Origin of the sequence: Kribbella qitaiheensis (assembly GCF_014217565.1) — a bacterium.
GTDB classification, from domain to species: Bacteria; Actinomycetota; Actinomycetes; order Propionibacteriales; family Kribbellaceae; genus Kribbella; species Kribbella qitaiheensis_A.
This window is the reverse complement of record NZ_CP043661.1, coordinates 4279728-4292241: the sequence shown is the minus strand read 5'-3', so window position 1 is coordinate 4292241 and position 12514 is coordinate 4279728. Positions and strand designations below refer to the sequence as shown.

General features: G+C 67.8%; 16 protein-coding genes. 13 read left to right on the top strand and 3 right to left on the bottom strand.

Annotated elements, in window-relative coordinates; genetic code table 11:
- Window positions 1-29: 29 nt before the first annotated feature.
- Window positions 30-536 carry an Lrp/AsnC family transcriptional regulator gene (locus F1D05_RS20250; protein WP_185441748.1) on the bottom strand — a complete coding sequence of 169 codons (507 nt, stop codon included), beginning with the start codon at window positions 534-536 and terminating at the stop codon, window positions 30-32.
- Between the two features lie 94 nt (window positions 537-630).
- On the opposite strand from F1D05_RS20250, the gene F1D05_RS20245 reads away from it, so the two are divergent.
- The 7 genes from F1D05_RS20245 (at window position 631) to F1D05_RS20215 (ending at window position 4676) form a co-directional block, all read left to right on the top strand.
- On the top strand, window positions 631-1905 hold the full coding sequence (locus tag F1D05_RS20245; protein WP_185441747.1) for an MFS transporter: 1275 nt from the start codon (window positions 631-633) through the stop codon (window positions 1903-1905).
- Window positions 1833-2504: a DUF4241 domain-containing protein gene (locus F1D05_RS20240; protein WP_185441746.1), complete on the top strand. Its 672-nt coding sequence runs from the start codon at window positions 1833-1835 to the stop codon at window positions 2502-2504. Before F1D05_RS20245 ends, F1D05_RS20240 begins: the two co-directional genes overlap by 73 nt.
- 191 nt (window positions 2505-2695) lie before the next feature.
- Window positions 2696-2986 (top strand): 30S ribosomal protein S6, encoded by a 291-nt coding sequence (gene rpsF, locus F1D05_RS20235; protein WP_185441745.1) that lies wholly within the window; start codon window positions 2696-2698, stop codon window positions 2984-2986.
- A gap of 92 nt (window positions 2987-3078) precedes the next feature.
- Window positions 3079-3672 carry a single-stranded DNA-binding protein gene (locus F1D05_RS20230; protein WP_185441744.1) on the top strand — a complete coding sequence of 198 codons (594 nt, stop codon included), beginning with the start codon at window positions 3079-3081 and terminating at the stop codon, window positions 3670-3672.
- 80 nt (window positions 3673-3752) lie between these two features.
- Entirely contained in the window at window positions 3753-3986 is a 234-nt protein-coding gene (gene rpsR, locus F1D05_RS20225) for a 30S ribosomal protein S18 (RefSeq protein WP_012924539.1), read from the top strand.
- Window positions 3987-4000: 14 nt separating this feature from the next.
- Window positions 4001-4447, top strand: a complete 447-nt coding sequence (gene rplI, locus F1D05_RS20220; RefSeq protein WP_185441743.1) for a 50S ribosomal protein L9 — start codon at window positions 4001-4003, stop codon at window positions 4445-4447.
- A gap of 76 nt (window positions 4448-4523) precedes the next feature.
- Entirely contained in the window at window positions 4524-4676 is a 153-nt protein-coding gene (locus F1D05_RS20215) for a hypothetical protein (protein WP_185441742.1), read from the top strand.
- 121 nt (window positions 4677-4797) lie between these two features.
- Here F1D05_RS20215 and F1D05_RS20210 read toward each other — a convergent pair whose 3' ends face one another.
- Both F1D05_RS20210 and F1D05_RS20205 read right to left on the bottom strand, forming a co-directional pair.
- On the bottom strand, window positions 4798-5019 hold the full coding sequence (locus tag F1D05_RS20210; protein ID WP_185441741.1) for a hypothetical protein: 222 nt from the start codon (window positions 5017-5019) through the stop codon (window positions 4798-4800).
- Between the two features lie 101 nt (window positions 5020-5120).
- On the bottom strand, window positions 5121-6524 hold the full coding sequence (locus F1D05_RS20205) for a hypothetical protein (RefSeq protein ID WP_185441740.1): 1404 nt from the start codon (window positions 6522-6524) through the stop codon (window positions 5121-5123).
- Window positions 6525-6770: 246 nt separating this feature from the next.
- Here F1D05_RS20205 and F1D05_RS20200 point away from each other — a divergent pair, with 246 nt between their 5' ends.
- From F1D05_RS20200 to F1D05_RS20175, 6 genes are all read left to right on the top strand, one after another.
- Complete coding sequence (locus F1D05_RS20200; RefSeq protein WP_185441739.1) at window positions 6771-7406, top strand: DUF6668 family protein; 636 nt, start codon at window positions 6771-6773, stop codon at window positions 7404-7406.
- 63 nt (window positions 7407-7469) lie between these two features.
- Window positions 7470-7697 carry a TrbC/VirB2 family protein gene (locus F1D05_RS20195; protein WP_246485798.1) on the top strand — a complete coding sequence of 76 codons (228 nt, stop codon included), beginning with the start codon at window positions 7470-7472 and terminating at the stop codon, window positions 7695-7697.
- Between the two features lie 48 nt (window positions 7698-7745).
- Entirely contained in the window at window positions 7746-8609 is an 864-nt protein-coding gene (locus F1D05_RS20190) for a hypothetical protein (protein ID WP_185441737.1), read from the top strand.
- Window positions 8609-9484 carry a hypothetical protein gene (locus F1D05_RS20185; RefSeq protein ID WP_185441736.1) on the top strand — a complete coding sequence of 292 codons (876 nt, stop codon included), beginning with the start codon at window positions 8609-8611 and terminating at the stop codon, window positions 9482-9484. The genes F1D05_RS20190 and F1D05_RS20185 overlap by 1 nt, the downstream gene beginning before the upstream one ends.
- A gap of 1 nt (window position 9485) precedes the next feature.
- The gene (locus F1D05_RS20180; protein ID WP_185441735.1) at window positions 9486-11018 is read left to right on the top strand and encodes a hypothetical protein; all 1533 of its coding nucleotides are present in this window, start codon (window positions 9486-9488) and stop codon (window positions 11016-11018) included.
- A complete protein-coding gene (locus F1D05_RS20175) occupies window positions 10993-12513 on the top strand; it encodes an SCO6880 family protein (protein ID WP_246485797.1) in 1521 nt (506 codons plus the stop codon). Before F1D05_RS20180 ends, F1D05_RS20175 begins: the two co-directional genes overlap by 26 nt.
- Window position 12514: the final 1 nt, after the last annotated feature.

The following is a 12514-nucleotide window of genomic DNA, read 5'->3' as shown; positions in this document are numbered from 1 at the left end:
GCCGCCCGCCGACACTTCCGCAAACCGGCTCAGCCGCCGACCCCCCAACCCTCCGAACGAGTCACCGGCCGGGCGTCCGTACTGGGTTGCTGCACCGGGCGGCCCTCGAACTCGGTGGACAGGACGACGTGGGTGTTGATCTCACCGTGCTCGCCGAGCCGTTCGAACAGGCCCTCCAGATGGCGCATCGACGCGACCCGGACGCGGAGCATCGTGCAGGACGCACCGCTGAGCTTGTGGATCTCCAGGACTTCGGGGAAGTCCTCGGAGCGGGTCGTCTTCAGCAGACAGCGCCCGGTCGTGCAGCGCATCTGAACGAACGCTGCCAGCGGCTGCCCGGCCCGAGCCGGATCCACTTGGGCCTTGTAACCGACGATCACGCCGGACTCTTCCAGCCGCCGGACCCGATCCGCGACCGCCGGCGGCGACAGGTTCACTCGCTTGCCGAGCTGGTTGTATGACAGCCGCCCGTCGGCCTGCAGCTCGGCCAGGATCTGCCAGTCGGTCGGGTCCAGGTCTCGATCCTGAAAGGTCATTCCCCCAGAACACCTTCGATATCGATCCTTAGCAAGCCCCGGCGCCTTGCTTGTCGCCTTCAAGAAGCGGAGCGACCTTTCTAGCGTTGACGGCGTGCTGATTCCTGTCGTTCTTGCCGCCGCCCTGATGAACGCCGCGATGGTCGCTGCCAGTGCGGTGAGCACCATCCTGATCGCCGACCAATTGACTCCTTCGCTGGCCGGTCTGCCAAACACGGCAGGCGTTCTCGGTACTGCGGCGGGCGCTGTCGCTGTCGGGCGGTGGACTGTCCGGCTAGGACGTCCCCAAGCCCTGCGGACCGGGTACGGCATCGCAGTGGCCGGCGGTGCCCTCACCGCCCTGGCTGCAGTCGGAGCACCGGTAGCGCTGCTCTTCGTCGGCATGTTCCTGCTCGGCGCTGGGAACGCGGCAAGCCTGCTGTCGCGATACGCCGCCGCCGACGCGGCTACACCCGCCAGGCGAGCCGCCGCCATGAGCACGGTTGTCTGGGCCAGTACTGCGGGGGCAGCAGGCGGTCCATTTCTCCTGGAGCCCGCGAAGGCTGCAGCGGAGTCGGTGGGACTGCCGTCGCTGTCCGGCCCGTTCCTGCTCGCCGTGATCGCCGCTTTCGCGGCCCTGCTCGCGGCCAGCCGGATCACGCCGACGACGTCCGTACCGGAGGAGCCGGCGGCCCTGGTGCGAACGGCAACCGCCACAGGCGACTCGGCAACACCCAACGCGGCGGCGCGTAGTACTGCTGTGGTTGCGGCGGGGGTGATGCTGGTCGGGCAATTGGTGATGGTGGCGCTGATGACGTCGGTGCCGGTGCACGCGCACCACCAGGGGCAGCGCCTCGGCGTACTTGGTTTGATGCTGTCGGCCCACACCCTCGGCATGTTCGCCCTGGCACCCGTCACCGGTTGGTGGATCGGCAAGTCCGGCCCGCGCCCGGTGATGCTCGCGGGGCTCGTGACGATCACCGTGTCGGCCGTGGTGGTTGCAGGCCCCGCGGGGATGACCTTCACTCCCGGTTTGTTCCTGCTCGGCTACGGCTGGAACCTCTGCTACCTGGGCGGCAGCGCACTGCTCAGCCGGACAGCCGCAACCACGCCTGCCACACAGGCCAAGCTGGAGAGCAAGGTGGAAGCCTGGGTCTGGGCCGTCTCCGCGCTGGCGACGGCTGGATCCACCCTGCTCTTCGCCGCAGGTGGGTTCGTGCTCCTGTCAGGCGCCGCCATCGCCCTGGCCATCCCAGCACTGATCGCGGTCTCTGCCCACCGTCCGCGGCTGTCGGCGGTCGTCACTAGCCTTGCCGGATGCCAGCAGCAGAGAGTTTCCGCGCCTTGCGGCCCGGACCCGTCCTGGTCGACGACGAGACCTGGTCCCTGACCGTGCACGACCTCGGCATCCTCCGCGTGCCCAGCGGGCGGCTCGAGGCGAGTGACCCGTTCGTGAATCTGGGTGAAGGGCAGGTCATCGACGTGCCGCCGGGGGACTACCCGGTGCGGGTGACCGTGGCCGACGTCTCGGACGAGCAGGACGGCAGTCACCTCCGCGAGGCCTACCTGAGCGTCGTGCTCGCCGACGGTGAAGCAGCCGACGTCGTACCGGCGACCCGGTCGGACGAGGAGTTGCCGGTCGAGGAGTACTGGGTCGTCGCCGTCGACGCGGGGACAGTGGGATTCGCCGATGCCGAGGCGATCCCGGCCGCGATGCCGGCCGGCGACTGGTACGAGGAGGTGTTCGACAACGACACCGACGACAGCTGGTTCTCGCTGATGGACTCGGAGCAGCACCTGATCGCGGGCTGCGCCAACATCGTGATGCCTGCCGCGAAGGCGGCCGAGAACGTCGTACTGGCTCATTCGGGGTGGGGTGACGGCGTCTACCCGGTGGTCTGCACGGTCGACGCGGACGGGAAGCCGCTCGCGATCCACATCGACCTGCTGGTTGTCGGCGACGTGGACGAGGACGAGCCGGACACCTGAGAATCGGGCCCCGGTGCCTGTGGATAAGTGGTCAGGAGGGTATCCGGGGACTGGTATTCTGTCAGTGTTGGCCCGGTCCTTCGACCGGGCTTACTGCTTGAGTCGACGGCGATTGTCGGCGAAAGCACCGCATCGCCCTCCTGCCACGGAGAGACCGTGGCCGCCAAGTCCGAAGGAGGTGGAGTTCGCGCATGCGTCGTTATGAAGTCATGGTGATCCTCGACCCTGAGCTCGAAGAGCGTACCGTCGAGCCGTCGCTGGACACGTACCTGAACATCGTCCGCAAGGAAGGTGGATCAGTCGAGAAGGTCGACATCTGGGGCCGTCGCAAGCTGGCCTACGACGTCAAGAAGAAGTCTGAAGGCATCTACGCGATCATCGAACTGACGGCCGAGCCGGCAGTCGTGAAGGAACTCGACCGTCAGCTCACGCTGAACGAGTCGATTCTGCGCACCAAGGTCCTTCGTCCGGATCAGAAGTAATCCCTGGGGTCGTCAGCAGCTTCAGAACTGTCGGCACCAGCCGGTACTGATAGCTGTGGACACAGTCACACCCGAATGCAGGAGGAACGGCAATGGCAGGCGAAACCGTCGTCACAATGGTCGGCAACCTTGTCGACGATCCTGAGCTCAGGTTCACGCCGTCCGGCGCGGCCGTCGCGAACTTCCGGATCGCGTCGACCCCACGGACGTACGACCGGCAGTCAGGTGAATGGAAGGACGGCGAGTCGCTGTTCCTGAGTTGTTCCGTCTGGCGGCAGGCCGCTGAGAACGTGGCCGAGTCGCTGCAGCGCGGAATGCGCGTGATCGTGCAGGGCCGGCTCAAGTCGCGCTCGTACGACGACCGTGAGGGCCAGAAGCGCACGGTCTTCGAGATCGACGTGGACGAGGTCGGCCCCAGCCTGCGTAGCGCTACCGCCAAGGTCACCAAGGCCATGCGGTCCGGCCCTGGTGGCGGCGGTGGCGACTTCGGTGGTGGCGGTGGCGGTGGCAATTCCGGTGGTGGTAACTCCGGCGGTGGTTTCGGTGGTGGCGGCGGCCAGGGTGGCGGCGCTCCGCAGAACGACCCCTGGGCGACCCCGCAGGGTGGGGGCGGCCAGGCCGCCCCGCAGAACGACCCCTGGGCAGGTCAGAGTGGCGGCGGCTCGATGGAAGAGCCTCCGTTCTGACCCGTGACAGGGCCACAACACAAATCCGAGTGACCATTCCGGCACCAGCCGGGCTCTAGTAGTAGGAAGAGAGCACCACAATGGCCAAGATCATTCGGAAGCCGAAGAAGAAGGTCTGCGGCTTCTGCAAGGACAAGGCGACGTACGTCGATTACAAGGACACCGCGCTGCTGCGCAAGTTCATCTCCGACCGCGGCAAGATCCGTGCGCGCCGGGTGACGGGCAACTGCGTGCAGCACCAGCGCGATGTGGCCACCGCAATCAAGAACGCTCGCGAGGTGGCTTTGCTGCCTTACACGAGCACCGCTCGCTGAGGGAGGTCTGAGACATGAAGCTCATCCTGGCGCAGGAAGTCGAGGGCCTCGGAGCCCCCGGCGAAATCGTCGAGGTCAAGGACGGCTACGGCCGTAACTACCTCGTACCGCGTGGTCTGGCCATCGGCTGGACCCGTGGAGCAGAGAAGCAGATCCAGTCGATCAAGCGGGCGCGTGACGCCCGGGCGATCCAGGGCAAGGAGCACGCGAGCGAGGTCAAGAACCAGCTCGAGCAGCTCACTGTCTCACTGGACGTGAAGGCCGGCGAGACCGGTCGTCTGTTCGGCTCGGTCACCCCGGCGGATGTCGCCGCGGCGATCAAGTCGGCCGGTGGGCCGCTGCTCGAGAAGCGGGTCATCAACATCGGTTCGCCGATCAAGACGACCGGCAAGCACGCGGTCTCGGTGCAGCTGCACCCCGAGGTGGCCGCCACGGTCCGCCTCGACGTGGTCGCAGTCTGACCCAGAACACCAGCACGGCCCGCGTCCTCCCCGGAGGAAGCGGGCCGTCCTGCTTTTCTGACCACCCCTCCTCCGGATGGCAGCCGACGATCGTGACCGGTTGGTGGAGGCCGCTCGGCGCCCGAAGTCCGACGACACCCCCGTGTACGGCGTACCGCGGCAGTTGCCACCACCCCCGATCGTCGACTTCACCGGCCGATCGGAGCACCTCGACGGTCTGTCGACCTGATCAAGAACCCGGATCGGGAGTCTCCGGGCATCGTCGTCTCCGCGGTCGGCGGAATGGGCGGCATCGGCAAGAGCCGCCGAGGTCCAGCGGTTGCTGTCCGGCAGCTGGTGCGCTGGTCCGGTCAGGTGGGGTCGGGAGCTGGCCATTCCGTGGGGCCTGGGTCTTCGTCGCCGGGCGAGTCGGGCTTCTTGATGGTCGGCAGTTCGGTCGGTTCGGGATCGGACTGACCGGCGCCACCCTCGGTCGGCGCCTTGACGGACGGCCAGTCGGTCGGCCGCGGATCCTCGTCGTCCGCCACCGCGGGCGCCAGCCCGAACCCGCTCAACGCCACCAGCACGACCACCACCCCAACCCCGCGCCGCCACCCCTTCCGCTGTCGGCCAACCCGTCCCTCCGGGCGAGGACAGGCCTCTCGCCCGCCACGCGCGTCACGGCGTACAGGGGTCACTTTTTGTCCAGGGCGTAGAGGACTGAGTCGTGGACGACGATGGCGTGGTCGCCGGCGGTGCCCCAGGGGCGGGCCGTGTTGGGCTGGAGCTTGACGAGCTTGCTGCCCGGGACGACCGAGACCAGGTCGCCACCGACCTGGCCGTAGATCGTCGTCTGGTTTACCGACTGCGGCTCGAACTGGGTGAGCAGGCTGGTCTTGCCGCTGGTGAAGTTGATCAGGCATTCGCCGAGGGAGGCCACCTTGCCCGCCTGGTCCGGCAGCCAGTGCCAGTCGTCGGCCTGGTCCGGGCTGACCTTGGGGCAGGTCGCCACGACGGCGCCGTTCGCCGTCGAGTTCACCGAGACGATGACCTCGTTGGCCTTGCCGGTGGTCCAGTGCACGATCACCCGGCCGGCGCTCGCCGCGACGATGTGGTCGATGCTCTTGGCTCCGGGCGGCGGCTTGGGCTGCAGAGTGACCAGATCCTTGCCCGGCTCACTCCAGTACAAGGGCCCGGCGTACCGCGCCATCAGCACTCGGTTGCCGTCGGCAAGCAAGATCGTCGACAACCGTGGCTGGTTCGGTGCCGCTTGCAACTCGCCACCGGTGACGACGCTCGCGCCGGCCTCGGTGCCCATGTCGACCAGGGGGGACGATCCGAAGAACTGCACCTGCGCCGAGTCCGGCAGCTCGATATCGGTCGGCGGCGCGCCGTCGCCCGGCCAGTAGAACAGGGAACCCGGTGCGGTTGCCGCGAGCACCGGCTTGGAATCGACAGTGGTGTAGACCGGACTGGTGGTGTCGCGCGGCACCTTGTCCTGGTAGATCACCTTCCCGGCGCTGTCGAGGACGACGAGCTTCTGGTCGGCAGTGAGCACCGCGACCTCGCTACCGTCCGGTGAGACGGCCGGGTGGGTGTCCGGTTTGATGTCGATCGTCCAGGCGGCGTTGGTGCTCCAGCCAGGCGGCGCGGGCCGGGCCGCGAACTGGTCCGCCTTGACCTCCGGCTTCGGCAGCTCGGGGAGCTTCGGCGACTCGGTCGACGTGGGCTTGGCCGGGCCGTGATCGCGGATCACCAGCAGATACAGCGCCGTACCAGCGACCAGTACGACGGCCAGCGCGGCAGCGGCGATGATCGGCCAGATCGGCTTGTCGTTCTTGGTCGCCACCTCGACGGCCTCGACCTGACCGTCCGGATGGATGATCAGCGGCCAGGAGGAACCGTCGGACTCGACCGCGGTCGCCTTCATCGCGCGACCGAGCTGGGCCGACCGTTCGGCGACCAGCGCGATCGCGGCCTGGCGCGGATCGTGATGATTCACCGGGTGACTACGCCCGGCGATCTTCACCTCGGCGTTGTGGTCGTCGTACAGCCGGATCGTGACCTTCGGCCAGGACGGGATGCCCTTCTCAGCCACGGTCGCGCCTCGTCCCAGCCACAGAACTCCCTCGGTAGTCGGCTCTCAGCCCTACGTTCTAGCATTTCTACCGCCAGAAGACATGCCGTTGTCCACAGGCATGCCAGTTCGCGGGCCTGGCCGGCTCGTCTGACCCCGAAAAGGGGGTAGAAACATCCTCGCCTGTGGATGGGTCACATCAGTACACCCGGATAGCGAGAGAATACTGTGGGCGACAGCCTGTGACACGCCGCGAGAGGAGGGGCCATGACGCAACCGCAGCAGAACCCATGGACTCGGCAACAACCGCCGAGCCAGGCACCGCAGCAGCCGCAGCAGGGTCCCCCGGAGCCGGTGGACATGACGCCGAGGGGCCCGTCGGCTCCTCAGCACGGCGTGTCCGCGCCGGCCGAGGACCAGCGGCTGCCGAAGTTCGCGATCCCCGCTGCCGACACGCTCTGGTGGGTCGGCGTGCACGGCGGCTCGGGCGAGTCGACGATGGCGCAGTTGCTGCCCGGGACGAGGGCGGCCGGTCATCGCTGGCCGATCCCGCCGCCGCCGGTGCCGACACCGGTGGTGCTGGTCGCGCGGACGCATGGCGCGGGCCTGCGAGCGGCGCAGCGAGCGGCGATCGAGTGGGCCTCCGGTGTGGTCCAGGGAGTCGCCGTGCTCGGCCTGGTGCTGATCGCGGACGCCTCGGGCCGGTTGCCCCGGGTGCTGGACGACTTCGCCGACATCGTCGGCGGCGGGGTGCCGAGGGTCTGGGACATCCCGTGGATCGAGGAGTGGCGAAGGGGGGAAGACCCCACGCCGGAAAATACCCCCGACGAGGTTTTCGAAGTACTTGAATCCATCTACGCTCTTCGCGCGTCGAACCCAGCGGATTACCCCGCCCCATACTGAAAGGCACGATCTCTCATGCACTCGCTACTCATTCACTCGCTACTCATTCACCTGATTCTTCCGATGGCCGACCTTCCGCCCGAGGTCAGGACGAAGGTCAAGACCCTGGTCGACTGGGTGACCGCGATCGCCATCTCGCTCTGCATCCTCGGCGTCATCATCGCCGGTGCCATGATGGCGATCGGCCAGCGTCGCGGTGAAGGTGGCGAGCACGCTGCCCGGCTCGGCTGGGTGCTGGCCGGCTGCATCGTCATCGGTACCGCCTCGGCGTTTGTCAACGCGCTGGTATGACCAGGCCACGCACCGCCCTGCCCGGGCCCGGCCGGAGGCTGATCAAGAGTGGCTCTGTTCAGCGGCCGTTCCGACCCGGACGACGGGGACGACGACGCCACGAGTCCCTCGGCTCCGTGGGAGAACCGTGGCTTCATCGCCTCGGCGATCGTGATCGGGGCAGTGGTCGTGTGTGTGATCGTTTTTCTGGTGGTGGGCGGGGCCGGTGACAACGGTCAGCCCGGCGCCGGATCGACGCCGACGCTGACCGAGCCGACGGATCTGCCGTCCGATCAGCCCAGCGACGAGCCCAGTGAGCCGGCGGCGACCCCTGGCGACCCGACCAGTGGTCCGGTCACCCCGCCACCGGTGAACAACGCCGCCGGCGGCTGCAAGGCCAAGAACCCGGACCAGCGGATCCCGCGTGTCCCGCCGCCCGCGGTGTCCTGGCAGTTCGACACGGACATGCTGATCCCGTTGCAGGCTCAGGGCGGCCCGGCGAGTACCGACGCGAACGGCCTGCGTTACTGCTTCGCGCACTCGCCGACCGGTGCGGTGCTGGCGGCGATGGTCACTCTCGGGCAGATCCGCAATCCCGAGCTGACCAGGACCGTGCTGGAGCGCCGGATCGCGCCAGGTGCCGGCCGGACCAAGGCCCTCAGTGAGAACAGGACTTCGCCGACGCTCCAGAAGGACGTCGGAGCAGCACCACAGTTCACCGGCTTCAAGGTCATCGACTACCTGCCCGGGCGCGCGATCGTCGCGCTGGCGGTCCAGGTCGACTTCCGCAGTGTGGCCTCGTTGCCGGTCACACTGCTGTGGCAGGACGGTGACTGGAAGGTGATCCTGCAGCCCGACGGCAGCTTCAACGGTGCGGTCGCACCGGACGTCCTCTCATCCCTGGACGGCTACGTACGGTTCGGAGGCGCGTGATGATTGCCCTCGGTTGTTCGAAGTGGCCCTGGGACTGGCTCGACTGTGCCTACGAGTACCTCGGTGAGGCGGTCCAGCAGACCATCGGCGGTCTCTTCAGCTTCCTCTTCGACACCCTCAAGAAGATCATCATCGATGCCGTCATCGCGGTTCTGCACGCGGTCGGCTCACTGTGGGTCAACATCAAGACCCCGGACATCGGTTCGAACAGCGCGATCCTGTTCGTCCAGGCGTACACGTTCTGGATCCTGATCCTCGCGGCCACCATCTCGGTGATCATCGGCGGCGCCCGGATGGCCGTCTCGCAGCGCGGGGAACCGCTGCGAGAAATCTTGAAGAGCCTGCTGACGATGGTCGTGGTGTCCACCGCCGGCGTCGCCTTCGCCTCCACCCTGATCTCGGTGTCCGACCTCTTCTCCGCGTGGATCATCCAGCAGGCGGTCCATGGCTCCGACTTCGACGCCAAGCTGACCGAGAAGATGTCGGATCCGCTCAAGGACAGCGGTGTCGGCCTGATGCTGGTGATCGTGATCGGCATCCTGATGGTGATCTCGGCCCTGGTCCAGCTGGGCCTGATGATCGTCCGCTACGGCATGCTCGTGCTGCTGGTCGGCATCCTGCCGCTGACCGCCGCGGCCACGAACACCGAGGCCGGGATGATGTGGTTCAAACGCGCGGTCGGCTGGCTGGTGGGGTTCATCATCTACAAACCGGTGGCCGCTCTCATCTATGCGACGGCGATCCTCCTGATCGGGCAGCCCGCCGGCGGAGCGGGCGCGACCCTCAAGGTGATCACAGGCATCACCATGATGCTGCTCGCCATTGTGGCGCTGCCGGCCATCCTGCGGTTCGTCTCCCCCAAGACAGGGGGCTGACGTGATCGCCTTGTTCTGTGACGACGGCTGGCTCGAGTGCCTCAAGGACGCGCTGGTGGGCGCCGTCTCCTTCGCGATCGATGGGCTGATCAAAGTGATCTTCGACCCGATTTTCGACGAGCTGTCCAAGGCGGTCGGCAGCGTGATGGCCACCATCGGGACATTCTGGGTGTACGTACCGACGCCCGGTATCGGGAACGAGACCACCGGGAAACCGGAGTTCGCGGTCGACTGGATCTGGCAGCACACCGCGTGGATAGCGGTTTTCGCCGCCACCATCGGCGTCATCGTCGCGGGCTGCCAGATGGCGTGGTCCCACCGCGGCGAGTCGGCCCGGGAGCTGCTCCGGTCGCTGATCACGCTGGCGATCGCGTCGACCATGGCGGTCAGCTTCGTGCAGGTGCTGATCGCGATCACCGACAAGTTCTCCGAGTGCATCGTGTCGACCTCGCTGAACTCGGGCGGGGCCGGCTGGGTGTGCACCAACCACGACGCCAACGCGACCGCCTTCGGCCATGCGATGCTGCTGCTGCTCGGGCTGAGTGCCCCCACCGGCACGCTCGGCGTCGGCCTGATGATCTCCATCGCCATCCTCGCGCTGCTGGCGTCGCTGATCCAGGTCGTCCTGATGGTGATCCGGTACGCGATGCTGATCCTGTTGCTCGGAGTGCTGCCGATCGCGGCGGCCGCCACCAACACCGAGATGGGCAAGGGCTGGTTCAAGCGAATCGTCGCCTGGCTGGTCGCCTTCATCCTCTACAAACCGGTCGCCGCGCTGATCTACGCGACGGCGATCAAGCTCACCTCGGTGGCCGTCGAGAAGGGCCCGAAGACCGGTCCGCTGGCGTACGCCGGTCAGTCCGACGGCGACAGGATCATGAACATGGTCACCGGCGTCACCATGCTGGTGCTCGCGCTGTTCGCGCTGCCCGCCTTGATGCGGTTCATCGTGCCGATGGTGTCGGCAACCGCCGGCGGGGCCGGCGCGGGCATGCTGGCCGCCAAGATGGTCGGTGCCGACAAGGCGGCCGACAGCATCCAGAACTCGACCAAGGGCCAGAGCGACGGCCCCAGCGGTTCGGAGAACTCCGGCCCCGCACCGCAATCGACCTCCGCTCCCAGCGGCTCTGCGAACTCCGGTCCACCGCCTAGGGGCGGTAGTGGAGGCGGCGGTAGTGGAGGTGGCGGCGGTGGAGGTGGCGGTGGAGGAGGTGCCGGTGGAGGTGCCGGTGGAGGAGGTGCCGGTGGAGGTGCCGGTGGTGGCGGCGGAGCTGGAGCCGGTGCGGGTGCAAGTGGCGGCGGCGCCGCGGCCGGCGGTGGCGCGGCCGCAGGTGGTGGTGCGGCAGCCGGTGGTGCAGCGGCCGGCGGTGGCGCGGCAGCCGGTGGTGCAGCGGCAGGAGCGGGTGCGGCCGCCGGTCCGGTCGGGATCGCTGTCGTGGCAGCCGCGGCCGTGGTCAAGAAGGGCGTCGACACGGTCAAAGATGTAGCCAACGAAGTCGAATCGATGGATGAGGGACCAAGTGGCAGCGGCTGACAGCGTGCGGAGCACGCCCAGGACTTACGGCAACTGGCGCCAGCCGGCGTCGGCGGGCATCGTCGGCCTGGGCACGCTCGGCACCGGCATCATGATGGGCGGCCTGGTGATGACGCTCATCGCCACCCTGGCCAGCGGTGTCCTCGGCGCCGTGATCTCGATGACGATCGTCGGCGTCAGCTTGTTGATGCTGATCTCCAAGGACAAGCACGGGCAGTCCAGCCTGCAGAGACTCTCGACCCGAATTGGATGGCAGCGAGCAAAGATGGCCAAGCACAACGTCTATCGTTCCGGTCCGCTCGGTCGTACGGCGTGGGGCAAGTTCCAGCTGCCCGGGCTGGGGGCCGCGTCCCAGTTGAGTGAGTACCAGGACTCGTACGGCCGGCCGTTCGCCCTGCTGTACTACCCGAGTACCCGGCACTTCACCGTCATCATCAACGCGGAGCCGGACGGCGCCTCGCTGGTCGACGAGGACCAGGTGGACGCCTGGGTCGCGCACTGGGGGCAGTGGCTCGCCTCGCTCGGGCACGAGCCGGGCATCATCGCCGCTTCGGTGACGGTGGAGAGCGCACCCGACACCGGCATCCGGTTGCGGCGCGAGGTCACTCACAACATGCAGGACGGCACCCCCGCGATCGCCCGGGCGATGCTGGCCGAGGTGATCCAGACGTACCCGGAGGGATCCGCGCTGGTGTCCGCCCGGGTCGCCCTGACGTTCAAGGGGACGGACCGCCAAGGCAAGCGCCGCAAGGAAGAGGACATGGGACGCGAGCTCGCGTCCCGGCTTCCGGCGCTCACGCAGAGCCTGAACTCCACCGGTGCCGGTGCGGCCCGCCCGGTGACCGCACAGGAGCTTTGCGAGACCATCCGGATCGCCTACGACCCGGCGGCCGCGGTACTGATCGACGAGGCCCGTGGCCAGGGTATGCCGCCGGAGCTGCAGTGGACCGATGTCGGTCCGGCCGGTGCACAGTCGTTCTGGGACAAGTACAGGCACGACAGCGCGTGGTCCGTGACCTGGCAGATGTCGCAGGCACCGCGTGGCGAGGTGTTCTCGTCCGTGCTGTCGCAGTTGGTCGCTCCGCATCCGGACATCGACCGCAAGCGCGTCACCCTGCTGTACCGGCCCCTGGACGCGGCGACCTCGGCCCGGATGGTGGAGGCGGACAAGCGCAACGCCTCGTTCCGCGCGACCGCCTCGGCCCGTCCGTCGGCCCGCTCGATGGCCGAGGCCAGGGCAGCCGACCGTACTGCGATGGAGGAGGCGCGCGGTGCCGGTCTGGTCAACTTCGGCATGGTGGTCACCGGCACGGTGATGTCCGCCGAGCAGTTGCCGGACATGATCGCCGCGATCGACAACCTGGGTGCCACCGCCCGGGTGCTGCTCCGCCCGGCGTACGGGTCACAGGACTCCGCCTTCGTCGCGGCGCTGCCACTCGGCATCGTCCTGCACAGCCACTTGTCGGTTCCGGCCGGCATCCGGGAATCGCTATGAG

What these genes read in the sequence shown, in the direction of transcription:
- rplI (WP_185441743.1), top strand. Translation starts at nt 4,001, where the DNA reads ATGAAGCTCATCCTGGCGCAGGAAGTCGAGGGCCTCGGAGCCCCCGGC.
- rpsR (WP_012924539.1), top strand. Translation starts at nt 3,753, where the DNA reads ATGGCCAAGATCATTCGGAAGCCGAAGAAGAAGGTCTGCGGCTTCTGC.
- F1D05_RS20200 (WP_185441739.1), top strand. Translation starts at nt 6,771, where the DNA reads ATGACGCAACCGCAGCAGAACCCATGGACTCGGCAACAACCGCCGAGC.
- F1D05_RS20230 (WP_185441744.1), top strand. Translation starts at nt 3,079, where the DNA reads ATGGCAGGCGAAACCGTCGTCACAATGGTCGGCAACCTTGTCGACGAT.
- F1D05_RS20215 (WP_185441742.1), top strand. Translation starts at nt 4,524, where the DNA reads ATGGCAGCCGACGATCGTGACCGGTTGGTGGAGGCCGCTCGGCGCCCG.
- F1D05_RS20250 (WP_185441748.1), bottom strand. Translation starts at nt 536, where the DNA reads ATGACCTTTCAGGATCGAGACCTGGACCCGACCGACTGGCAGATCCTG.
- F1D05_RS20175 (WP_246485797.1), top strand. Translation starts at nt 10,993, where the DNA reads ATGAGGGACCAAGTGGCAGCGGCTGACAGCGTGCGGAGCACGCCCAGG.
- rpsF (WP_185441745.1), top strand. Translation starts at nt 2,696, where the DNA reads ATGCGTCGTTATGAAGTCATGGTGATCCTCGACCCTGAGCTCGAAGAG.
- F1D05_RS20195 (WP_246485798.1), top strand. Translation starts at nt 7,470, where the DNA reads ATGGCCGACCTTCCGCCCGAGGTCAGGACGAAGGTCAAGACCCTGGTC.
- F1D05_RS20240 (WP_185441746.1), top strand. Translation starts at nt 1,833, where the DNA reads ATGCCAGCAGCAGAGAGTTTCCGCGCCTTGCGGCCCGGACCCGTCCTG.
- F1D05_RS20185 (WP_185441736.1), top strand. Translation starts at nt 8,609, where the DNA reads ATGATTGCCCTCGGTTGTTCGAAGTGGCCCTGGGACTGGCTCGACTGT.